At 67.7% G+C, this 21,423-nt stretch carries 17 protein-coding genes and 4 pseudogenes; 7 read left to right on the forward strand and 14 right to left on the reverse strand.

Going from position 1 to position 21,423, the window contains the following annotated elements; all coding sequences use genetic code 11:
- Positions 1-198: 198 nt before the first annotated feature.
- Together ppsA and VS93_RS27965 are read left to right on the forward strand one after the other, a co-directional pair.
- Positions 199-2,580, forward strand: coding sequence for a phosphoenolpyruvate synthase (gene ppsA, locus VS93_RS10580; protein WP_046469802.1), 2,382 nt, complete (start codon positions 199-201; stop codon positions 2,578-2,580).
- A gap of 149 nt (positions 2,581-2,729) precedes the next feature.
- Entirely contained in the window at positions 2,730-3,515 is a 786-nt protein-coding gene (locus VS93_RS27965; RefSeq protein ID WP_082126787.1) for a CBS domain-containing protein, read from the forward strand.
- Between the two features lie 4 nt (positions 3,516-3,519).
- On the opposite strand, the gene VS93_RS10585 is transcribed toward VS93_RS27965, so the two are convergent.
- Together VS93_RS10585 and VS93_RS32470 are read right to left on the reverse strand one after the other, a co-directional pair.
- Entirely contained in the window at positions 3,520-5,613 is a 2,094-nt protein-coding gene (locus tag VS93_RS10585) for a cation-translocating P-type ATPase (RefSeq protein WP_275451689.1), read from the reverse strand.
- Between the two features lie 58 nt (positions 5,614-5,671).
- A complete protein-coding gene (locus tag VS93_RS32470; RefSeq protein ID WP_201776600.1) occupies positions 5,672-6,253 on the reverse strand; it encodes an HAD-IC family P-type ATPase in 582 nt (193 codons plus the stop codon).
- Positions 6,254-7,194: 941 nt separating this feature from the next.
- Here VS93_RS32470 and VS93_RS26895 point away from each other — a divergent pair.
- Together VS93_RS26895 and VS93_RS10595 are read left to right on the forward strand one after the other, a co-directional pair.
- Positions 7,195-8,097, forward strand: a complete 903-nt coding sequence (locus VS93_RS26895; RefSeq protein ID WP_052745667.1) for a universal stress protein — start codon at positions 7,195-7,197, stop codon at positions 8,095-8,097.
- Positions 8,098-8,626: 529 nt separating this feature from the next.
- Positions 8,627-9,058, forward strand: coding sequence for a DUF2267 domain-containing protein (locus VS93_RS10595; protein ID WP_046469803.1), 432 nt, complete (start codon positions 8,627-8,629; stop codon positions 9,056-9,058).
- A 364-nt stretch (positions 9,059-9,422) separates the two neighbouring features.
- Here the strand turns inward: VS93_RS10595 and VS93_RS10600 are convergent, their stop codons facing one another.
- The 12 genes and pseudogenes from VS93_RS10600 to VS93_RS33365 form a co-directional block, all read right to left on the reverse strand.
- On the reverse strand, positions 9,423-9,737 hold the full coding sequence (locus VS93_RS10600; protein ID WP_082126789.1) for an Hsp20/alpha crystallin family protein: 315 nt from the start codon (positions 9,735-9,737) through the stop codon (positions 9,423-9,425).
- Positions 9,738-10,517: 780 nt separating this feature from the next.
- Positions 10,518-11,659 (reverse strand): annotated as a pseudogene (gene fbp / locus VS93_RS33350) (fructose-1,6-bisphosphate aldolase/phosphatase).
- Between the two features lie 556 nt (positions 11,660-12,215).
- Positions 12,216-12,635 (reverse strand): aldo/keto reductase, encoded by a 420-nt coding sequence (locus VS93_RS10610; protein ID WP_269082836.1) that lies wholly within the window; start codon positions 12,633-12,635, stop codon positions 12,216-12,218.
- A 74-nt stretch (positions 12,636-12,709) separates the two neighbouring features.
- A complete protein-coding gene (locus VS93_RS29065) occupies positions 12,710-12,883 on the reverse strand; it encodes a CBS domain-containing protein (RefSeq protein WP_156184776.1) in 174 nt (57 codons plus the stop codon).
- Positions 12,858-13,709 (reverse strand): hypothetical protein, encoded by an 852-nt coding sequence (locus VS93_RS32475; RefSeq protein WP_269082832.1) that lies wholly within the window; start codon positions 13,707-13,709, stop codon positions 12,858-12,860. The genes VS93_RS29065 and VS93_RS32475 overlap by 26 nt, the downstream gene beginning before the upstream one ends.
- A 46-nt stretch (positions 13,710-13,755) precedes the next feature.
- Positions 13,756-13,968: pseudogene (locus tag VS93_RS33355) on the reverse strand (hypothetical protein); the annotation flags it as partial.
- Positions 13,893-14,426 (reverse strand): annotated as a pseudogene (locus VS93_RS32480) (hypothetical protein); the annotation flags it as partial. The pseudogenes VS93_RS32480 and VS93_RS33355, both read right to left, overlap by 76 nt.
- Positions 14,327-15,022: pseudogene (locus VS93_RS33360) on the reverse strand (ATP cone domain-containing protein); the annotation flags it as partial. The pseudogenes VS93_RS33360 and VS93_RS32480, both read right to left, overlap by 100 nt.
- The gene (locus VS93_RS27970; protein ID WP_236700470.1) at positions 15,019-15,372 is read right to left on the reverse strand and encodes a hypothetical protein; all 354 of its coding nucleotides are present in this window, start codon (positions 15,370-15,372) and stop codon (positions 15,019-15,021) included. The pseudogene VS93_RS33360 and the gene VS93_RS27970, both read right to left, overlap by 4 nt.
- Positions 15,335-15,622 carry a hypothetical protein gene (locus VS93_RS26905; RefSeq protein ID WP_052745670.1) on the reverse strand — a complete coding sequence of 96 codons (288 nt, stop codon included), beginning with the start codon at positions 15,620-15,622 and terminating at the stop codon, positions 15,335-15,337. Before VS93_RS26905 ends, VS93_RS27970 begins: the two co-directional genes overlap by 38 nt.
- Positions 15,623-15,875: 253 nt before the next feature.
- The gene (locus VS93_RS10630; RefSeq protein ID WP_046469807.1) at positions 15,876-16,115 is read right to left on the reverse strand and encodes a hypothetical protein; all 240 of its coding nucleotides are present in this window, start codon (positions 16,113-16,115) and stop codon (positions 15,876-15,878) included.
- A 162-nt stretch (positions 16,116-16,277) separates the two neighbouring features.
- Positions 16,278-16,451 carry a CBS domain-containing protein gene (locus VS93_RS33365; RefSeq protein ID WP_394298814.1) on the reverse strand — a complete coding sequence of 58 codons (174 nt, stop codon included), beginning with the start codon at positions 16,449-16,451 and terminating at the stop codon, positions 16,278-16,280.
- A gap of 1,205 nt (positions 16,452-17,656) precedes the next feature.
- Here VS93_RS33365 and acsA point away from each other — a divergent pair.
- The 3 genes from acsA to VS93_RS10650 are packed head-to-tail and all read left to right on the forward strand — an operon-like array spanning position 17,657 to position 21,422.
- The gene (gene acsA, locus VS93_RS10640; protein WP_046469809.1) at positions 17,657-19,432 is read left to right on the forward strand and encodes an acetate--CoA ligase; all 1,776 of its coding nucleotides are present in this window, start codon (positions 17,657-17,659) and stop codon (positions 19,430-19,432) included.
- Positions 19,429-20,445 carry a pyruvate dehydrogenase (acetyl-transferring) E1 component subunit alpha gene (pdhA, locus tag VS93_RS10645; RefSeq protein WP_173434290.1) on the forward strand — a complete coding sequence of 339 codons (1,017 nt, stop codon included), beginning with the start codon at positions 19,429-19,431 and terminating at the stop codon, positions 20,443-20,445. Before acsA ends, pdhA begins: the two co-directional genes overlap by 4 nt.
- Complete coding sequence (locus VS93_RS10650) at positions 20,442-21,422, forward strand: alpha-ketoacid dehydrogenase subunit beta (protein WP_046469810.1); 981 nt, start codon at positions 20,442-20,444, stop codon at positions 21,420-21,422. The genes pdhA and VS93_RS10650 overlap by 4 nt, the downstream gene beginning before the upstream one ends.
- Position 21,423 lies beyond the last annotated feature (1 nt).

The following is a 21,423-nucleotide window of genomic DNA, read 5'->3' on the forward strand; positions in this document are numbered from 1 at the left end:
GTCGGCGCGGGGACGGGACGCCGATTCCCCTCGGCGCACGCGCAAGGGACGTTCGTCCGTCCCGGCGTGTTGCCAAGGACCCGCGCGGTGACCGCCGTCGGACCGTAGGCGCCGCGGCGCCCATCGGCTTGTCTGGAGACGCGCCCGCGGTGGCCGGTCGCCGCTTGCGGCCCGCGCACGGCAGAAAGCAGGGAGACCATGCCAGGTATCCGCCATGTCCTCGGCCTGGACGAACTCGGGATCGGCGACGTCAAGACCGCCGGGGGCAAGAACGCCTCATTGGGGGAGCTGCTGCGTGAGCTGGCGGCGGTGGGCGTGTCCGTGCCCGAGGGTTTCGCCACCACGGCCGAGGCCTACTGGGAGTTCCTGGACGCCAACGAGCTGCGCGGGCTCATCGCGGCCCAGGTGGCGCGGCTGCGGCGGGGGGAGCCGGTCTCCTCGGTTGGGGCCGCGGTGCGTTCGGCGATCCTGGCCGCGCAGCTCCCGGCCGGTCTGCACGAGTCCATCCGCGCGGCGTATCGGGAGCTGGGGCAGCGGGCCGGGCGCCGCGACCTCGATGTCGCGGTGCGCAGCAGCGCCACAGCGGAGGACCTGCCCAACGCGAGCTTCGCGGGACAGCAGGAGTCCTTCCTCAACGTCTCCGGCGAGACGGCCCTGCTGGAGGCCTGCAAACGCTGCTACGCCTCGCTGTTCACCGACCGGGCGATCAACTACCGCGAGGACCAGGGTTTCGACCATCTCAGCATCGCCCTGTCCGTCGGCGTCCAGCGCATGGTGCGCTCGGACCTGGCCGGCTCCGGGGTGCTGTTCACCATCGACACCGAGAACGGGTTTCCGCACCATGTGGTGGTCAGCGCCGCCTACGGCCTGGGCGAGAGCGTGGTCCAGGGTCTGGTGGAGCCGGACGAGTACACCGTGTTCAAACCCCTGCTGCGCGGGGACACCCGGGCGCGGCCGATCACGGCCAAGGCACGCGGCCGCAAGGAGTCCAAGATCGTCTACAGCGGTGGCGGCGAACGCGTCCGCACCGAAGACACCTCCGGAGCCGAACGGAACTCCTACGTCCTCGACGACGAGGAGATCCTCACCCTGGCACGCTGGGGGGTCCTGATCGAGGACCACTACGGCACTCCCATGGACGTGGAGTGGGCCAAGGACGGCCGCACCGGTGAGCTGTTCGTCGTCCAGGCCCGGCCGGAGACGGTGCGGACACGCCAGGCGCCGGGGAGCCTGCACACCTACCGTCTGCTGGAGTCCGGGCAGCGGCTCGTGTCGGGCATAGCGGTGGGTGACGCGATCGCGGCTGGCCGGGTCTGCGTGCTGCGCGGCCCGGAGGAGATCGACCGCTTCGAGCCCGGCACGGTTCTCGTCACCACCAGCACCGACCCGGACTGGGAACCCGTCATGAAGCGCGCGGCGGCCATCGTCACCGACCATGGCGGACGCACCTCGCACGCGGCGATCGTCAGCCGGGAGCTGGGCGTTCCGGCTCTGGTCGGCGCCGGCGACGCGACCCGAAGGCTCGCGCCGGGGGCCGAGGTCACCGTCTGCTGCGCCGAGGGCGAGACCGGCTACGTCTACGCCGGGCGGCTGGACTTCGAGGAGCGCGAACTCGACCTGGCCGCAGTGCCCGAGACGCGGACCGCGGTCTCGCTCAACCTCGCCAACCCAGATGCGGCGCTGCGCTGGTGGCGGCTGCCGGCGGACGGGGTGGGGCTGGCCAGGATGGAGTTCATCGTGGCCAACCACATCAAGGCCCACCCCATGGCGCTGCTGCACCCCGAGCGGCTGGCCCCCGAGGACCGGGCGCGCATCGCCGAGCTCGTCGAAGGCTCGGCCGGCGGCGCCGAGTACTTCGTGGAGCACCTCACCCACGGAGCGGCGCGGATCGCGGCCTCGCGCTGGCCCGACCCGGTCATCCTGCGGATGAGCGACTTCAAGACCAACGAGTACGCCCGGCTGATCGGCGGCGGGCCGTTCGAACCGGCCGAGGAGAACCCGATGCTGGGATGGCGCGGCGCCTCCCGCTACTACAGCGAGGGTTACCGCGAGGGGTTCGCCCTGGAGTGCCGGGCGGTGCGCCGGGTACGCGACGACATCGGCCTGACCAACCTGGTCGTCATGATCCCCTTCTGCCGGACCCTGCGCGAGGCCGACCAGGTCATCGGGGTGATGGCCGAGGAGGGGCTCAGGCGCGGCGAGAACGGCCTGCGGGTGTACGTGATGGGAGAGATCCCGGCCAACGTCGTCCTGGCCGCGGAGTTCGCCGAGCGCTTCGACGGGTTCTCGATCGGCAGCAACGATCTCACCCAGCTGCTCCTGGGAGTGGACCGGGACTCCGCCGAACTCGCGGAGCTGTTCGACGAGCGCGATCCCGCGGTGATCGCCAGTATCGAGCGGCTCGTCGCCACCGCGCACGCCAACGGGCGGCCGGTGGGGCTGTGCGGTCAGCGGCCCAGCGACGACCCCGACTTCGCGCGCGCACTCGTCTCCGCGGGCATCGACTCGATCTCGGTGGCCCCGGACAGCTTCCTGGCGGTGAAGGAGAACGTCCTCGCCGCGGAGAGCGAGGCGGGGTAGTTGAGCGTGACATCAACTATGCCAACCGGCCGCTGCGCGGCAGCCGGTGCAGGACCGGAAGGTCCATGGCGCCCCGCCCAACGGCTCTATCGACCTGAGACAGCGTGGCCGTGGTAAGAAACCGCGCCCCGAGCTTGAGGAGGGTTCACATGCGTACGACCGTCCGTGACGTGATGGACACCGACGTAGTATCCATTGGCCCAAAGACCCCGTTCAAGGAAATCGCCCGATTGCTGGTCCTGCCGGAGGTCTCTGCGCTGCCCGTCATTGAGGACGATCGCGTCGTTGGGATTGTCTCCGAGACCGATCTGGCGCACAACGAGGAGTTCGGACCCGGGGACTCCGGAGATGACTACCGTGAGCCGGTGTGGGCCCGGCTGCGCCACTCCCTGAGCAGCGCTCCGGGCAAGGCGCGGGCCGAGAGGGCGAGCGGGCTTATGGCCCGGAACGTGGTCACCGCGCATCTCGAGGACAGCATTGTCGTCGCGGCGCGAGCCATGGACCACCACGACGTCAAGCAACTTCCCGTCGTCGATGGGCACGGCCGTCTCATAGGGCTACTCAGTCGACGCGATCTGCTTCGGGTGTTCGCCCGCTCCGACAGGAACATTTCCTGGGATATCAGTGCCGCGTTCATTGACGCTCCCGCCTGGCTCGGTACCAGACACATCCGGTTCACCGTAGACGGCGGCGTGGTCACCCTCGAAGAAGGTAGAGCAGCACAGTCACTGCACCATAATCAGCCAGCTCGTTTGCGGGGTGGACGGTGTCGTGGGTGTGCACAGCGAGCTCACCTGGGAAATAGACGACACCCCATCGACAAGGGACCCTGTCCGATAGCGTCGCGGTGTTCACTGGTCGTCGGAGCGGGCCTCTTAGCGCCACCCGGGGAGCCCGACCTCCGTGGAAAGTGCGCCGCCCCGTCGCTCGAGTGACAACTTAGGCGCCCCGGCCGGAACCCGGATCCGAAGTGCCGCTTGGCGACGGCGCTGCGCTGCGTGTTAGCCGGCGCCGGATGGCTTTTTCCGCCTCGACGACCACCAGGACGGTGGCCGCTACCGCGATCATGATCGGCCAGTAGTGCAGTGGCAGCGGCTCGACGCGCAGCACCAGTTGGGTGAGCGGGAAGTACAGGGCGGCCAGGTGCAGCACGAGGTTGGCGATGGTCGCCCAGACGAGAAACGGGTTGTCGCGCAGGGGCACGGTGAGCACGGAGCGGTGCTCGGAGCGGGCGTTTCCGGCCTGGAAAGCGGAGAACAGCACCATCGTGGTCAGCGCGACCGTCTGGGCGGTGGTGATTGAATCGGTGCTCTCCAGGGCCCAGTAGAACAGGGCGAGCGTTCCACCGGCGCGGACAACAGAAGTGCTGACGGTGCGCTGCCACAGCAGGGGCGACATGATCCCCTCCCGTGTGCTGCGCGGGGGCTTGCGCAGCACGTTGCGGTCGCCACGTTCGAAGGCCAGGGCGACATCCTGGAGTCCACTGGTGACGAGGTTGAGCCACAGCAGTTGTGCGGGCACCATGAGCAGCGGCCACCCGGCCGCCACGGTCACGAGCAGCGCGATGATCGTGGCCATGGAAGTGGAGAGGAGGAAGAAGGTCGCCCGGCGCACGTTGTCGAACGTGATACGGCCCTGTTCGATGGCGCCGACGATGCTGACGAAGTTGTCGTCGGTGAGCACGATCTCGGCGGCCTCGCGGGCCACGTCGGTGCCGCCTTTACCCATCGCGACCCCGATCGAGGCAGACTTGAGCGCGGGCGCGTCGTTGACTCCATCACCGGTCACCGCGACGACCTCGCCTTGCGCCTGAAGAACACGGACAATGCGCAGCTTGCCCTCGGGGGAGATGCGCGCGAAGACGCTCGTGCCGGAGACGGCCGACCTCAGCTCATCCTCGTCCATCGCCTCCAGATCACTCCCGGTGACAGCTCGATTCGAGCTGCTGGTGATCCCTAGTTCGGTGGCGATGGATGCGGCGGTGAGTGCGTGGTCCCCGGTGATCATGACGACCCGGACACCCGCGTCGTGGCAGACCGTGACGGCTTCGCGGACCCCTTTGCGGGGCGGGTCCATCAAGCCGACCAGCCCCGCCAGGACAAGACCGCGCGGCTCCTCAAGATCGAGGGGCGGATCTCCGTGCTGGCGGGGACGGCTGACGGCCAGAGCGAGAACCCGCAGACCGTCGGCGGCCATCGAGTGCGCCGCGGTGTGCATCTCGGCCACGTCGAGCGGCACCTCCCCGCCGTTGGCGAGGAGGGCGTCGCACATGTCCAATACGCGTTCCGGCGCTCCCTTGGCGAACAGCACCTCGGCGTCGCCCCACTGACGCAGGGCCGCGGAGAACCGCCGGCTCGGCTCGAACGGCAGATCGGCGATGAGAGCGTAGGCGTCCCGCTGTGGTTCGGGGGCCAGGCCGGCCTCGGCCGCGGCGAGCAGCAGGGCGATCTCGGTGGGGTCGCCCCGCCCCTCGACTCCGTCCGCCGTGGCGTGCACCACCGCCTCATTAGTGAGCACGCCGGTGAGCAGGGTCAGCGCGGCGGCCTCCTCCGCCAGCGGGGAGGGGAGCGCAGGACCACCCCCACTCCGGACGGGGATGCTGGCGGGCATCTGAACCAGCCCGGCAGCCCAGATCCGGCGGACGGTCATCCGGTTCTCGGTGAGTGTGCCGGTCTTGTCGGAGCCGATGACGGTGGCGCTGCCCAGTGTCTCCACCGCCGGCAACCAGCGCACGATCGCGTTGCGCCGCGCCATCCGGGTGACCCCGAGCGCGAGCGCGATCGTCAGTACGATCGGCAGGCCCTCCGGCACCGCGGCCACTGCCAGCGCCACCGCGGCCATGAGCAGCTCTCGGGCCTGGCCGCCGGTGGCCAGGCCGAGAACGAACACCAGGGCGCAGGAGGACAGCACGACGACCATGATCAGCCGGGACAGCCGGGTCATCCGCTGCTGGAGCGGGGTCTCGGCCTGCGGTTCCGCCCGGAGAAGCTCGGCGATGCCGCCCAGCTCTGTGTGGGTACCAGTCGCGAACACCAGTCCCTCACCCCGGCCGCTGGTCACCATCGACCCGGCATGCGCGACCGAGCCCCGGTCACCGAGCGGAAGGTCCGACGCCAGCGCGGGTGTGCTTGACCACGGGCTCGGACTCTCCCGTCAGCAGCGACTCGTCGACCAGCAGCGCCTGGGCGCGGACCAGCCGCAGGTCCGCAGGGATCCGCGCCCCCGACTCCAGCAGGACCAGGTCACCCGGCACCAGCTCCCGGCCGTCGACCTCCAGCTCCCTCCCGTCCCGCATGACACGCGCCCGCGGCACCGCCATCTCCATCAGGGCACGCACCGCCGCATCGGCCTTGTGCTCCTGGACAAACCCGATCGTCGCGTTCAGCAGCAGCACGAAGGCGATCACACCAGCGTCGATCCACTCCTGGAACACCAGGGTCACCGCGGCGGCCACCAGCAGGATCACGATGAGTGGGCTGCGGAACTGGCGCACGAAGACCACCACGGCCGAGGGCGGCTTGAGATCCTCCAACACATTGGGGCCGTATCGCTGGATGCGGCGCTCACTATCGGCGGTGCTCAGACCTTCGGGCCCGGAGTCGAGCACGTCGATCGCCTCGGCGGTCTCGACGGCGTGCCACGACCGGTCGGCGTGTGTGTGGGGCAATGTCACGGTTCCCTCTCCTCCGGAGCGGGCACATACGGGCACCGCTCTCCCATGCTTACTGTTCTCGTCCCCCATAGGCAGGGGCCAACGACCTTCAAGGCGGGGACGGGGGCTCTCGCGAGATAGCGAAGAGCCAGGTGGGATGGGAGGACACGCCAGTGGAAAGGGAACAATGGTCGGCTTTCCGGAGCCCGCCGGGGCGGGTACCAATGTTGCTCGGGTGCGCGCCGAAACACGCCCTCTCTGGTCTGCCGTGTGAGCGGGGCCACGGTGCTGTGGAGCCGTTCCACCTGCCCGCCCTATACGGCGACGCCGCCCGCGAAACATCCTGTGAGCTGCCATGACGACGCGACTGCTGTTCTGGTTGTGCCTGGCGGGCCTCGGTGTGGGTGGTGGCGTGTGGCTCGCCGAGTCGCCGGGAACCGCAGACCTCGCGTGGTTGCTCACCCACGGTGCTGGCGAGCGTTCCAGCGCTGTGGTGGGTGGTCTAAGGGCTGCGTCAACGGCGGCTGGGGACCGGCGTCATCTAAAACTGATGGACATGGTTGTCACCTGGGTCTCCGACCCTTAGGAGATCCTTCATGTCCAACCCCCACTCGATCGTGAAGCCAAAGACCCGAGCGCCGAACCAGGGGCCCTGGGGGCCGACCAGGCCAGAAAGCGCGGATCGTCGGTGGTGGTCTGGCCGGCGGCGCGCTGGGCACACACTCTATGAGGTGCCGACGACAGTGGAGCGGCCCCTCGCGAATTGGACAGCGTGCCGTTCCGCCGGCCCGTGCATACCATCGGGCGCGCCGGCAGCCCGCCAGGAAAGGGCCACATAGTCGGAACCCTGAACCATTACAGCCGACGGCATGGTCGGTGCAATCGCCGTGCGCATGATGGCGGTTTCCGCGCCATATGGCGCGTCTCGGCTTACCGGCTCCTGCTTGGCAACGCTTCCACGCATGGTGAGGAACCAGGAGGCCAGCGATGACAGCGAGACCTACGGTGCTCCGCCGGCCGATCGTGGTCGGGGTGGAGGCTCCGACGCCGACGCAACGACCTTGGCCTGGGCAACCAGCGAGGCGGTACGCAGGCAGGCGTCGCTGCAGTTGGTGCACGCCCAAGAGCTCCCCTCGTGGTTCGTGCGGCATCACCGGCTCACGGCCGAGGCGAAGGAGGACGCCAACGCACATGCGGAGGAACTGTTCGACCGGGCCAGGGCACATGTGCACGCTCGGGAGGCCGCGGTGGTCACCGAGAGCCATTTCGGATTCGGGGCGGCGGCCTCGGTGCTGTCGAGCGCCGCGCGTGAGGCGTCGCTGGTGGTTTTGGGCGCTTCCCGGCACGAGGAGCAGCATCACATCACCCTTCGCCCCGTGGCGAGTCATGTGGCGGCCCACGCGCCCTGCCCCGTCGTCGTGGCACGCGATCCCGGGGACGGGGCCGGCAACGTCATCGTTGGGGTTGATGGCTCCCGTATCTCCGAGGAGGCTGTCGGGTTTGCCTTCGAGGAAGCCGCGTACCGTGGCACCGGCGTGGCTGCGGTGATGGCCTGGGAACCCGTAATCTCCGCCTGGCCGGTCTTCCCGGACGACGTCGGGGCCCAGCGCGAACTCGCGGTGGACGCGCTCGCCGGGTCGGTGACCCGGTGGCGGGACCGCTACCCGGGCGTGTCCCTGGAACAACGGGTCGTCCAGGGCCACCCGGTACGCGCGCTCCTCGATGTGGCGCCGGCGACACCGCTTCTGGTCGTGGGATCGCACGGGCACGGGTGGTTTCCGGGAGCGCTGCTGGGCTCGGTGAGCAACGCGCTCATCCGCCGTTCGCCCGTCACACTCGCCGTTGTCCGCGCCCCTGGCCACTAGAGCAGAGCGAACCACGATTCCCGCTCTTGCCGTCGAAGCGCCGCCTGGTGCCAGGGAACGCAGCCACGACTCAGGGCTTCCGGGCGGCGGAGAGCATGGTTTCCGCCCGTGTGAGCGGTGTCCTGTCTCGGCTGTTGGGCGCCACCGCCGCAGGCGGTGGTACCGCCTGCCACAGCGGCACGCCCGCACGTCACCCCGGAGCAATTCAGCCACCGGCGGCGCACGGCCGTGTGTTCGCGGTACAGGACGTCCAGTGGCACAGGTTCTGACCACAAGGGCGCAGGTCCAGCCAGTGTCGACCCAGTCTCGAACTGATCCGTGACCATCACTGGCCACCATCGAGACGAGGTCTGTCAGTGGACCGCCGGACACAGACGGGCTGGTAGTGACCGGAGGGCTGCCCGACCTCGCCGGGAAGACGTGATCGCGTACTTCGCGGCCGGGATGGCAGAGGCGTGAACAGGGAGTCGGGGAGGGGCACTGTGGACAGTGTCTGCCGTGGTTGCCAAGGCAGTATTGGAGGATAAGGATGTCGTTCACTGGTGTGGAGAACCTCGATCGAAGTATCCACAAGAGCAACGGGTGGCTCGCTGATATCGCCGAGGGGTTCGAAACGACCGACCGGCAGTTCACCTACCGGGTACTCCGGGCATGGCTGCACACGCTACGCGACCGGCTCGGCGTCGAGGTCGCCGCGCACCTGGCGGCGGGCTTCCCCGAGTTGCTGCGCGGCGTGTTCTACGACGGGTGGAATCCGAGCAAGGTGCCCGAAAAGTGCGACCGCGACGAGTTCGTGAACCGGTTCGCGAGGGAGGCGCGGGTCACGAACGTCGAAGCCCCAGAGAAGATCGCGGTCGTCTCGGGGGTGATCCGCGGCCACCTCGGCAATGGCGCGTTCGACCACACCCTGCAGCAGCTTCCCCGCGACCTTCGCCGGCTGCTGCATCCGGAGTCGGCGTAGCACCTTGACGGGAGGAGATTAGCCGCTGAACCGACGCTGGAAACGGTATTGAGGACCGTATGCGGTCGGGGAGCGCTCGACCGGGACGCCGAACGAGCCGGTCGCGGCGGATCGCCGTGGTGAACGCGAAAGTGCGTCGGCGGGTCCGGGGCGCGCAGCCCTCCCGATGCCCAAGGTGCGGCCCGTCCGGCCGGAATGGGTGTTCGAGGGTCTCGCTCGATAGTGCTTGAAGCGAACAGGCAACCAGGCCGCGAAGGCCCGGCGTGCGGGCAGGCACCACCGGGTTCCTGCCTGGCAGGGCATCCCTGCCAGGGAAGACCTCATCCGCAAAGTCCGCGCCGGGACATCCCCAGGCGCGCCGCGCTCACTCGCCCCGTTGCCCCGGAACGCGGTGCCCCTTCTCCTTGGCCGGTAGCGGAACGCTGACCTCAAGGATCCCGTTGTTGTACGAGGCCTGCACGTCGTTTTCGTCGACCCCTTCGGGCAGGGTCAGGGTGCGGAGGAAGGAACCGTAGCGAAACTCCGAGTGGTGCTTGTCCTTGCGCTCCTCGCGCCGAGCGGCGCGAATCGTCAGCCGACCGGAGGCTACGGTGATGTCGACGTCCTTGTCCGGATCGATGTCTGGCATCTCGGCCCGTACGATATAGCGGCCGCCCTCCTCGAAGTCCTCGACGCGCATCCGGCACATTCCGGGCCGCTCGCTGAGAAACGGCAGATCGAACCACTAGGACAGATTCGGGAACAGCGCCCCCTGCGCGCCAGCTCAGCTATGGAATCCTCCCCCGTCAGTCTCCTTCTGCTTCTCGCCTTTCTCTTGTGGCTCTACCTGAAGAGTAACGTCATACCCAGGTCGAATATCCTGCGGGGCTCACCCGGCCAGCCCTCAGAGGGGCAACCGGGAAGACGGCGCAACCTGCCCCTTGAGGAGGTACCGAGGGTGTTCGCCGCCCGAGGATTGAACGCGCATCGCCGAGCCCAATCAGCGGTGGTGTCGGATACCCTACGATGCGTGACTGCCTTGCTCACCGGTCCGCAGCTTCTTCGCGTCGACTGGTCAAACGGCGCCCCGGCCGCGCTGAGCTGCTCGATCCCCGCTCGCACATCGGAGGACGTCCCAACCGGTGGGAAGTCCGGCAACTGAACAGAAGCCGACCAGGACTCGTCGGGCGTAGTTGGCGCAGCCGCCGGTGGAGGCGGTGTCGAGGCCGGCACGGGATCGGGTGTCGTCGCTTTCTCAGCTGAGCGGGCTTGGCCGGGGCTACCGGCTCGCAGGCATCCGGTGCCGCTTTTGCCTCGTGTCCACCATGCTGCCGGTACGAGGAAGCACACATTGCCGCGAAGCGCCGACCGTTCGGAGCCGGCGACCGCTTCGATCCCGTCGAAGAACGGGTGGGCCCGTGGCGTTGTCGCCACCACGTGTTGTACGAAGCGGGCCTGTGGCCTTGGCGCGGTTGGTCGGCTACTGTGGCTGTTCGGCCCCCGCCATCGCCTCGGCCTTAACCACGGGGCCGCTGATCGGCTTCCACCGGTCGGCGATGCGGTGGGCGATCGTCGGCATGGTGGTGTATTCCAGGTCCTCTAGCGGAAGCCGGTGCGGCTCGAAGGGGCCGTGGCGGCGCAGGTAGTCCATGGCCTGGTTGGCCTGCCGACGGGCCTCGTCGAACGACGGGTCGTCGAACATGTCGCGCGGGCCGATCAGCTTGCCGTCCTTGATCTGGAAGCCGAGGGCGACCACCCGCGGCGGGCCGTCGAACCGGGCCGGATGGGCATCCCTGGTCGCCACTGGCAGCAGCGGCGCGTGGTGCGAACCGCGCATCGCCCCGCCGACGGTGTAGCCGAAACTGAACGGCTCAAGAACCTCGCCAACGGCGGGCAGGCCGGACTGGCAGCGCACGAACATCACCGGGTCGTCCTTGCCGACGTACTTACCGGCGATGAGGGACAGCCGCTGGGTGCTGGTCGCGGCCGCGACCTCGCCGAGCGCCTTCGACCGCACGCTGTGCACCACGTACCGGGCCGGTGCCCCGATGAACATCAGCATGTCGTAGAGCTCGGTGGGGCAGTCGAAGAGGATTACCTTTTCCTCATAGAGGTCGTATATCTCGAACAGGAATCCCGCGTGCATCTTGCGTCGATGACCAGGCCGGCGGAGTTGAACGGGTCGGCGAAGGTCTTGTACAGCGGCAGGTTCCACGCCCCCGGCTCGGTCTTGTCGGCCAGGAAGCAGAGGACGGGCTCGCTGGGGCGCTCTTCGAACTCCAGCTCCGCATACCCCGGCCCCATCCCGCGCAGGTTGCCGGAGAAGGCGTCCGAGAGCAGGTCCTGCCCGGCACCGTACAACCCGAGTTCTCTGGCCACGCCGGTCGTGGTCTTGAAGACGTCCCATGCGAAGGAGTGGATGAGCTGGGAGTCCGTGCCGTAGGTGTGGGTCATAATGAGTGAGATGTCGTCGCCGCAGCTGGCGACGTAGCCGTCCAGGAGTAGCTCGCTGGAGATGGCTCGCTCCACGGCTCGGCGGGCTGCCGCCATCATGTCGGGATGGACCGCCGAATGCCCGACGAAACCTCCGGTGTCGGCCTTGATGATGCTCAATGTGATCATTACTCATTCCTTTCACAGGGGTCTCTCACCACGGTTTCTCACTGGTGGGAGGGCTCCTAGAGGCCGTTTAGCCCGCCTATCCTAGACTTTTGTCCCTGTCGGTGCGGGTGGCCCTTCGGCAGGGTGGGCAAGACCAGGAGAGGAGCCGCGGCCGCCTGGAGGGCGGTTGACGGTCACCGTGGAGGCCGTGCTTCCGGTGTGGTGTTGAGTGGTCGCCCCTCCGCGTGCGCTCGCTATCGGCATCCTCTATCGCGGCTGTCGAAGGGCATGAGGCCAAGGGGAAAGCCGTGACTGATTGGGTGCTGATCGACCGGCTGCTGCGGATCCGGGGGAGTGCTGGTCGTTTCCGCCCATCTCGGGCTGCCAGACGATCCCATCGAGCAGCGGGGGTTTCGACCCGGCTCAAGAAGCAGTTGTACCGGGCAGAGATCGATCCTCGGTGTGGCGGCTGCTCACCGTACGGTTTTCCCTGGAGCCTGCAGCGCCCGGAAGCGCCGGGCCGTCGAGCGCGACGAGTCCGAGATCGCCCGGTGGGGCGCCGCCGAATGGCCGCGGATCATAAGGGGCCCAGTAAACCGGGCATGGGCCATGTTTGTCGACGAATCAGGCGTGTGGCCACTGCCCTAAGGGCTGTCACGTAACAGATCTTCTGGTGGGGTCTGGTGGTGTTCAGTCCATTGGTGAGTGCGATGTTGTGCAGGTGGGCAATTCTGGACACGGCGTCGGCGAGTGTGCTTGCGGCGCGGCGGTAGTCCGGATCGGCGTGGAATTTTCCGGCCAGCATCCCGCTGCGCAGAGGAACGTACGCGATCAGCGTGACGCCGAGCCGCCGCGCGGTGCCCAGCACACCGTTGGTCTCGATCTTGCGGTGCAACAGGTTGATCTGAACCTGGTTGCTGGTCAACGGAATTCCGTGTTTCGCCAGTTCCTCATGCGCGATCTCCATCTGCCGGGCCGAAAGGTTGCTGGCGCCGATTGGTTGCGCCCGGTCCCTAGCGCTTTATGTCTCGCTTGCGGCGAGGAGGACACTCAGGACATCGCGGGCGGAGATCATCCTATCGCGCAGCCCTCGCGGCGAACGGGGATGTGTCGGACTTCCGCCCGGCGCATGAGTCTGCCCACGTGGAGGATGCTGTCGTCGGGGTCGGCCCAGAGGGTGCGGGTACTGATGACGTCGACGGTCCATACTTCGTCGAGGTCACCGGCTTCTGCGAGCGCACCCACGACGCCGTGTGGACTCCCTTCCAATCCGGCTCAGAACTCGCAGATGTGATCGGCACAACCTCCGGCGAAGGCGGTGTGGACGCGCGCAGGGGCCCCGGAGGCGCTTCCGTCGGCTGGGAGGGAGAAGGACCTGACCGGGTTTGCTGCCGTACCGGTAGACGGTGATTCCCTTGACGCGTGCCCGCCAGGAGGCCAAGAAGATGGAGCGTACGTCGTTGGTGGTGGCGTCCGCGGGGAGGTTGATGGTCTTGGAGACAGCGGCGTCGATGTAGCGCTGAGCGGCTGCCTGCATCCGTAGGTGCCACTTGGGAATGATCTCCAACGCGGTGGGGAACGCGGACTGGACGTCCGTCGGCACCAGAGCATTGCCTCGTACTCGGCCGGTGCGTGCGATGCCGGTCATGAGCTGGTCGGAGTAGAAGCCGCGGTCGCGGGCAATCCGTCCGAACAACGGGTTGGTCTCGACCAGGTGCCGGCCGAGGATGTTGCGCAGATATCCGATGGCGAACATCGTTTCGATTCCCGCCGTCGTTCCGGCGATGAGCGAGATGGTGCCGGTGGGTGCCAGAGAGGTGAGCTGGGCGTTGCGCAGCGACGGTGGTCCAGGGCCGGCAAGGGTGCTCTTGTGGTAGAGCGGGAACGTGCCACGGCTTTCGGCCAGCGAAGCGGGTTCCTGACACGCCCGCTCGCCGATTCGGCGGGCGATGCGCGAGGTGAGCCGCACTGCTTGATCGCTGTCGTAGGAGATGCCAATGCTCGCGAGTAGCTCGGCCAGTCCCATCACTCCGAGCCAGATCTTGCTGGCTGGCGAGCGCGGCCTGTTCAAGCTCGGGGAAGGGATAGCGGTTCACGTCGATCACGTCGTCGAGGAAGCGCACCGCCTTTCCCGCGATTTGATCGAGCCGGTCCCAGTCCACGTCGCGGTCGGCGGCGAGGTGGGCGAGATTGATCGAGCCAAGGCTGCACGACTCGTACGGCAGCAGCGGCACCTCCCCGTAGGGTTGGTGGCTTCGAGGCGACCCTGGACCGGGAGGGGGTCGGCCCGGTTGATGGTATCGAGGAACAGCAGTCCTGGGTCGCCGCATTGGTGGGCGTTCTCGCAGATGCGCCACAGCAGCTCGGCGGCATCCACGCGGCGTGTGGTGCGGTGGGTGCGTGGCTTGACCAGTCGATGCGTCCCGCCTCGTTCCACCGCATGCATAAACGCGTCCCGAACGCCGACGGAGAGGTTGAAGTGGTCGAGGCCGCCGGTGCGTTTGGCCGTGATGAACTCGTCGATGTCGGGGTGGGAGATGTCGAGGACGGCCATGCTGGCCGCGCAGCGCCAGCCGCATTGGCGGAGCACTTTGGCCGCGGTGTCGAATACCTCGAGGAATGACACCGGGCCGCTCGCGGTGCCTTGCGTGCTGGCGACGCTGTCGCCGGTGGGAGAAGGTGAGAGAAGGTGTAGCCGGTGCCGCCGCCGGCCTGATGGATCAGAGCGGCCTGGCCAAGGGCAGAGAAAATCGAGACCAGGGAATCCTCTACAGGCAGGACGAAGCAGCCCGAGAGCAGGCCGACCCTGGTGTCGGCGTTCATCAGTGTGGGGGAGTTAGGCAGGAAGTCGCGGGCCCGCAGCATCGTCGAGAACTCCTCCGCCCACCGGGTGGACGAGCCTGGTTCGTACAGGTCCTCGGCGGCGGCGACATGTTGGGCGACTCGGTCCATCATGCCCGCGGTCGACTCCGCTGGACTGCCGCGACCATCGCGCAGCAGGTACCGCTCCCGCAGCACGGTGACCGCAGCCAGGCTGAGTTTGAGATCATCACGAATGCCAAGCAACGCCTTGGCGTCCCGCAGTTCGGCGCGTTGTTGCCGGTACACCAGGTAAGCGCGGGCGACGTCGTCGAAGCCCGTCGCCATGAGTTGCCGCTCGATAGCGTCCTGGATCTCTTCGACGCTAGGGGCGCGGCGGGGTTGTGTGCACAGGTCGTCGGCGACGGCCCGTGCCATGGCAGCGGCCAACTTGCCGTCGGTGCGACCGGTCTCGCGCGCGGCGCGTTCGACGGCGGACTCGATCCGGCGGATGTCGAACGGAACCAGACCCCCGTCGCGCCGTCGCACTTGACTCGGCAGATGCCGGTCCTGCTGATCCGTCATGTCGGTGCGGCATCGAAGGTTCGGCGGTAGCTGGCAGCCGTGGCGATCCTCGCTTCGGCCACCTCCTCGGCCACGGCCCTTGGTGGGATGTCGGCCACGCGCATCAGAGCAAGCAGCTCGATGATGTTGGCGCGAGTCTTGTCGACGATCTCGGTGAACGCCTCGGTCTTTGTGCTGCTCCTGTATTCGGCAGCCGTGCAGATCACTCCGCCGGCGTCGGCGGCGAAGTCGGACACGCACACAAGGCCGCGGCGGTAGAAGGTGGCCTCCGCCCCGGCGGCGGCTGGAATATTGGCGCCCCGCAGGATGACCTCACAGCGTATCCGGTTGGCAGTGTCGGAGGTGAACACGTCCGCCTGGGCCCGCGGGTACCAGGACGTCACAGCTGAGCGCCAAGATCGCGTCGCGGGCGTCTGCCTGGCCACCGGGAAACTCGGCCACCGTGCCGTCGGCCTCCTTGAAGGAGGCGAGTTCGGCAATATCCAGCCCGTCGGGGTCGTGGGTAACGCCGTGACTGTCGGAGACCGCGATCACCATCGCGCCGCGGGCCACCAAGGCCAACGTGGCGTGCCGACCTACCGCACCGAATCCCTGCACCATTCTCCCCGCGCCCCTTACCTCCACCGTACGATAAGTCGGCTGCCGCGTTCTTCAACGTCATAGCGCGAGCCAGCCGGGGCCACCTCAACGGGCGTGACGCGGGAGCCAAGCCGGACTCCGCCGGTGGCAGAGCCAAGAGCGAGGTTCTCGACGCACATAAAGGCGTCCTGCCCGGCTAGCAGTCGCAGGAACACCGCCTCTTCGGGGTCGAGGTCATCGATCGGCCAGACCGTGGTCACCTCCCCTGTCCACGTCACCTCTCCGGGCGCTGCGACGCTTGCTCGGTAAGCAGCAGCAGTTCGTGGGCTTGACGAGCCGCCTGCCCAGCCGAGCGCTGCTCCTCGCCCGGCTGGGCTATCGGCGTACCCTCCAAGCCATGGACAAGCACGCGGATCGCTTCGGTCAGCGTGCTCACTTGAGACTCCAGGATCCGTATTCGCTTCTCGACCACGTCCAAGCGCATCTGAACGCGGTCAAGCCGCTCCTCCGGCACGTCGCCACCTCCGCCTTCAGGTGCAGTCTGTGCTTACTTTTGATTCCCCTGCTTGGATGCGATTGCGACGCTCTCCCGCTGCCTTCTTCGAACTTCGAATCTCCCATTCCTCGGTGATTGGTCTGAGGCGCTACGGTTCGAGGGTCTCGGCAGAAAACGGCCCTAGTAGGTCGCCCAGGACTTGCCACGGTCGCAACAGCAGGTCGTCGATGTAATCATGCCCATGGTCATGCGGTGATCCACCGCCGGAAGCTGCCGGGATTCATGTCTGCGGAAGGTGTGAGTTGCTACGTCAGCATCGTCGTCTGGCGCCACAGTGACCGGGTCGGGCGACATCACCTGCTCCGCCGGCGAATCCAGGAAGATCGCGGGCAACAGCCCGCATCGTTAGATTCCGATCGGGGATGCCCCCTCTACCTGGTCGATGTCAACGACGATCAGGACGCCCACGCCGGTATGGTCCATCTGTTGGGCTACCTCAGCGAGGGGGCCTGGGCATGTGTGGAAACTCCGTCGACAAGCCCGGCCCTCAGGCTCCACCGCATCCACGATCGAACCTTGGAGGGCGTCTGAAAGGGGATCAGGACGGCGCATGGGTCAGCCGGGGGAACAGGGTGGGGCTCATCGCGAGGTAGATGACGTTCTCCGAGGTCTTCCTCAGGTACTCGTAATCTTTGGAGAGCGGCGGTATTCGTCCAGCCAGGAAAACGTCCGCTCTATCACTCAGCGGCGCGGTACCACTGTGAAGCGGGAACGCACCAGGGACGACGCCCCCTGCGGTGCCCAGATGCGGCGAAATTCTCCATTGGACCGACGCGCGATCTCGACGGTGACGCCGGCGATGCGGTGGGCCTACTCGGTTGGGGCCACATCCATGTAACCCTGGTCGGCCCAGACGTGGTGCAACCGCGGAAGCAGCATCGCGGCCGGGCCGGCAGAAGCTTCGCGTCGTCGCGGTCACCGACGCTCGCGGGGCTCGCGCACGCCGCCAGGACAGCGCCGCAGACGCCGACCAGCAGGTGCCGCTTGATCTCATCGACTTTCTTGGCTCCGTCGTAGCCATGCGGGCCGCCCCGATCACTGGCCTTGAGGCTCTGGGGATCGACGATGACTGCACAGGGCTGAGGGGGGCGCCCCGCGCATGCGTTTGTGGCCGCGCAGGCGCGGCAGGACCTGTCCCAGCGCCTCTCGATGTGCCCCAGCCTCCAACAGTGGTACACCGTCTGCCAGGAGGGAAGCCGTGGGAGTCACCACGGGTTCCGTACCCAGCGCCAGGGCGCTGGCGGTGAGTGTCTTCTCTTGAGCCCGCTGGGTCACCACCGCCGCGGTACTGCCGGCGCTGTGTCCTTAGGGCCCGCCAGAGCCGCACGTGGTCTCTTGGGAAGGGACGGGGAAAGGTCTGGTCCCCATGCTGGCGGAGACCCTGGTGTGTTCCGGGGGTGAACCTGCGTTGATCGTGTGAAAGCGGGTATGACCTGAAAAATTGCGAGGTCGGGGCATAGGGGCGGGAACTCCCCGCCCTACGGGGGTATGCGTTCGACATGAGGTGGCAGACGATCGCGAAGGAAGCGCCACCGGCTGGCCCGCGAGTGTGGGACTACGCGGAGGTGCGAGACGCGTTCAGCTGGGAACAGGCCCGGGCCGGGTTAGACGGCCTGCCGGATGGTCGCGGGCTGAACATCGCCCACGAGGCGGTGGACCGCCACGCGGCCGGTCCTAAAGCCGATGCTGTCGCGTTGCGCTGCGTCGACGGGGCCGGTGTCACCGACATCACGTATGGACAGCTCCGCGAATCCACCAACCGGTTCGCCAGCGTATTGGGCGGACTGTCGGTCGGCCGAGGCGAACGGGTCTTCTCGCTGCTTGGCCGTGGACCGGAGCTGTATACCGCGGCGCTCGGCACGCTGAAGAACACGAACGTGTTCTCTCCCCTCTTCTCCGCGTTCGGCCCCGACCCTGTAGGCGAGCGGCTCCGGTTGGGGAACGGGCGGGTGCTCGTCACAACCCCGGAGCTGTACACGCGCAAGGTCGCGCCGATCCGCGAATCCCTGCCGGAGCTCCGCCATGTCCTGCTGGTGGGCACGGTGGGTGAGGGAACCCGAATTCCGGGCGGAATCGAGCTGGACTCTGCTCTTGCGGAGGCGGACCCCGGCTTCGAGATCCCACCCACCGACCCGGAAGACATGGCACTTCTGCACTTCACCAGCGGGACCACAGGCAAGCCCAAGGGGGCGGTCCACGTTCACGAGGCGGTCGTCGCGCATCACGCGACCGCTTCGTTTGCCTTGGACCTGCACGACGATGACGTCTTCTGGTGCACCGCCGATCCTGGGTGGGTTACGGGGACCTCGTACGGGATCATCGCACCGCTCACCCGGGGGACCACCCTGGTGGTCGATACCGGAGAGTTCGACGCTCGCCGCTGGTACCGGATCCTGCAGGAGCAGCGCGTGTCGGTCTGGTACACCGCGCCCACCGCGGTCCGCATGCTCATGCGACGCGGCGCGGATCTGGCGCGCGACCATGACCTGTCGGCGCTGCGTTTCATCGCCAGCGTGGGAGAACCACTGAACCCTGAGGCGGTGGTGTGGGGCCAAGAAGTCTTAGGACTGCCGATCCACGACAACTGGTGGCAGACCGAAACCGGGGCGATCATGATCAGCAACTACGCCACCATGGACATCCGTCCCGGCTCCATGGGCCGCCCCGTTCCCGGGGTCGTCGCCGGCCTGCTGGAACGCGGGAAAGACGGCCGGGCGCTGGTCACCAATGGTCGCGTAACCGAGAGCAGCACGCCGGGCGAGATGGGAGAACTGGCACTGCGGCCGGGGTGGCCCTCGATGTTCCGAGGCTACCTGCACGACGACGTTCGCTACGCGAAGATGTTCGCCGGTGGTTGGTACCTTACGGGCGACCTCGCCAGATGCGATGCTGACGGGTACTACTGGTTTGTCGGGCGTGCCGACGACATCATCAAATCGGCCGGCCACCTGATCGGGCCGTTCGAGGTCGAGAGCGCGCTGATGGAACATCCGGCGGTGGCCGAAGCCGGAGTCATCGGTAGGCCGGACCCGGTCGCGGGGGAGATCGTCAAGGCGTTCGTCTCGCTCCGGCGGGAACAGACTCCGAGCGAGGAGCTGCGCCGGGAGCTGCTCGCCTTCGGCCGCCGACGGCTCGGGGGAGTGGCGCCCAAGGAGATCGCCTTCGAAGCGGACCTGCCGCATACGCGAAGCGGCAAGGTGATGCGCCGCCTGCTCAAGGCCCGCGAGATGGGGCTTCCAGAGGGCGATGTCTCGACACTGGAGACCGCCCAATGACCGCGGACCACGGCCATGAGGCGGGGAGGAGGCCTGGCCCTCCCGCCGATGCAGGTACGAAACGCCGATTCGAGCTGCTTCGGCAGATGCTGCGGATTCGCCGCTTCGAGGAGAAGTGCGTCGAGCTGTACAGCGCAGCCAAGATCCGCGGTTTTCTGCACGTCTACATCGGAGAGGAAGCGGTCGCGGCGGGCATCGTCCCTTCCCTGGAGCCGGGCGACGCCATCGTCTCCACCTACCGCGAGCACGGTCATGCGCTGGCCCGCGGTGTGCCGCTTGAGGCACTGATGGCGGAGATGTACGGGCGGATCACCGGGGTCAGCCGGGGGCGCGGCGGGTCGATGCACCTTTTCGACGCAGACACGCGTTTCTACGGGGGCAGCGCCATCGTCGCCGGCGGCCTTCCACTTGCCGCCGGGCTGGCCCTCGCGGATCGGATGCGTGGACACCGGCAGGTGACGGCCTGCTTCTTCGGTGATGGCGCGGTGGCTGAAGGAGAGTTCCACGAATGCCTCAACCTGGCCGCGCTCTGGCGACTGCCGGTGCTGTTCTGCTGCGAGAACAACCTCTACGCAATGGGGACCGCACTCGCCCGCGCCCAGGCGCAAACCGATCTGGCGTTGCGCGCGGCCTCGTACGGGATGGCAGCCTGGCCGGTCGACGGCATGGACGTGCTCGCCGTAGAGGACGCGGCGCGCCAGGCGCTCGGTATGGTCCGCGACGGCGGCGTTCCCTGCTTCCTCGAGCTGCGCACGTACCGTTTCCGTGCCCATTCGATGTACGACTCGGACCGATACCGGGACAAGGCCGAGATCGAGGCATGGAAAGAGCGGGACCCGATTACCGCCCTCGTCTCCCGGGGCCGCGCTGATGGCGAACTCACCGACGAGGGCCTCGCCGCCCTGGAGGAGGAGATCGCCGTGGAGATCGAGCGCGCCGTCGAAGCCGCCGAGGCGGCGCCGATGGAGCCCGTGGCCGACCTGACCCGTTTCGTGTACTCGGAGAGAACATGAACGAGAAGCGGGTGACCTACCGCGAGGCGCTGCGGGAGGCGCTGCGTGAGGCACTGGCTGGCGACGACCGAGTGTTCCTCATGGGCGAGGACGTGGGACGGTACGGGGGGTGCTTTGCTGTAAGCCTCGGGTTGCTGGAGGAGTTCGGCCCGGAACGCGTACGGGACACGCCCATGTCGGAGTCGGCCTTCGTCGGCGCCGGCATTGGGGCGGCGCTGGCGGGAATGCGGCCGGTGGTCGAGATCATGACGGTCAACTTCAGCCTCCTGGCGCTCGACCAGATCCTCAACAACGCCGCCACACTGCTACACATGTCTGGAGGGCAGTTCAACGTACCGGTCGTGATCAGGATGGCCACCGGAGCGGGGCGGCAGCTCGCTGCTCAGCACTCGCACAGCCTGGAGGGCTGGTATGCGCACATCCCCGGTATCCGGGTCGTCGCGCCCGCCACGGTGGAAGACGCCCGTGGCATGTTACCGACGGCGCTGGCGGATCCCGATCCGGTGCTGATGTTCGAGCACGTTTCGCTCTACAGCACCGAAGGCGAGCTGGGCGGAGCGGACCGCCAGGTGGACATCGACCGCGCGGCCATACGCCGCCCCGGTCGGGACGCTACCCTCATCGCCTACGGAGGGACACTGGTTGCAGCGCTTGCCGCGGCCGAAGAACTCTCGGGCGAGGGCATCGAGGTCGAAGTCATCGACTTGCGGACGCTGCGGCCGGTTGATGACGCGACGGTTGTGGGGTCGGTGCGGCGGACGCATCGCGCCGTCATCGTAGACGAGGGCTGGCGCAGCGGCAGCCTCTCCGCCGAGCTCTCGACTCGTATCACCGAGCAGGCGTTCTACGAGTTGGACGCCGGCATCGAGCGTGTGTGCACGGCCGAGGTGCCCATCCCCTACGCGAGGCACCTGGAGGAGGCGGCCCTGCCGCAGCCTGCCGCCGTCGTCGAGGCGGTGCGGAAGGCGGTGGGGTGAG

The organism is Allosalinactinospora lopnorensis (assembly GCF_000981225.1).
GTDB classification, from domain to species: domain Bacteria; phylum Actinomycetota; class Actinomycetes; order Streptosporangiales; family Streptosporangiaceae; genus Allosalinactinospora; species Allosalinactinospora lopnorensis.

What these genes read in the sequence shown, in the direction of transcription:
- VS93_RS33365 (WP_394298814.1), bottom strand. Translation starts at nt 16,451, where the DNA reads ATGTCGCCCGACCCGGTCACTGTGGCGCCAGACGACGATGCTGACGTA.
- acsA (WP_046469809.1), top strand. Translation starts at nt 17,657, where the DNA reads ATGAGGTGGCAGACGATCGCGAAGGAAGCGCCACCGGCTGGCCCGCGA.
- VS93_RS26895 (WP_052745667.1), top strand. Translation starts at nt 7,195, where the DNA reads ATGGTGAGGAACCAGGAGGCCAGCGATGACAGCGAGACCTACGGTGCT.
- VS93_RS26905 (WP_052745670.1), bottom strand. Translation starts at nt 15,622, where the DNA reads ATGGTGCAGGGATTCGGTGCGGTAGGTCGGCACGCCACGTTGGCCTTG.
- VS93_RS10650 (WP_046469810.1), top strand. Translation starts at nt 20,442, where the DNA reads ATGAACGAGAAGCGGGTGACCTACCGCGAGGCGCTGCGGGAGGCGCTG.
- ppsA (WP_046469802.1), top strand. Translation starts at nt 199, where the DNA reads ATGCCAGGTATCCGCCATGTCCTCGGCCTGGACGAACTCGGGATCGGC.
- VS93_RS27965 (WP_082126787.1), top strand. Translation starts at nt 2,730, where the DNA reads ATGCGTACGACCGTCCGTGACGTGATGGACACCGACGTAGTATCCATT.
- pdhA (WP_173434290.1), top strand. Translation starts at nt 19,429, where the DNA reads ATGACCGCGGACCACGGCCATGAGGCGGGGAGGAGGCCTGGCCCTCCC.
- VS93_RS10595 (WP_046469803.1), top strand. Translation starts at nt 8,627, where the DNA reads ATGTCGTTCACTGGTGTGGAGAACCTCGATCGAAGTATCCACAAGAGC.
- VS93_RS10600 (WP_082126789.1), bottom strand. Translation starts at nt 9,737, where the DNA reads ATGCGCGTCGAGGACTTCGAGGAGGGCGGCCGCTATATCGTACGGGCC.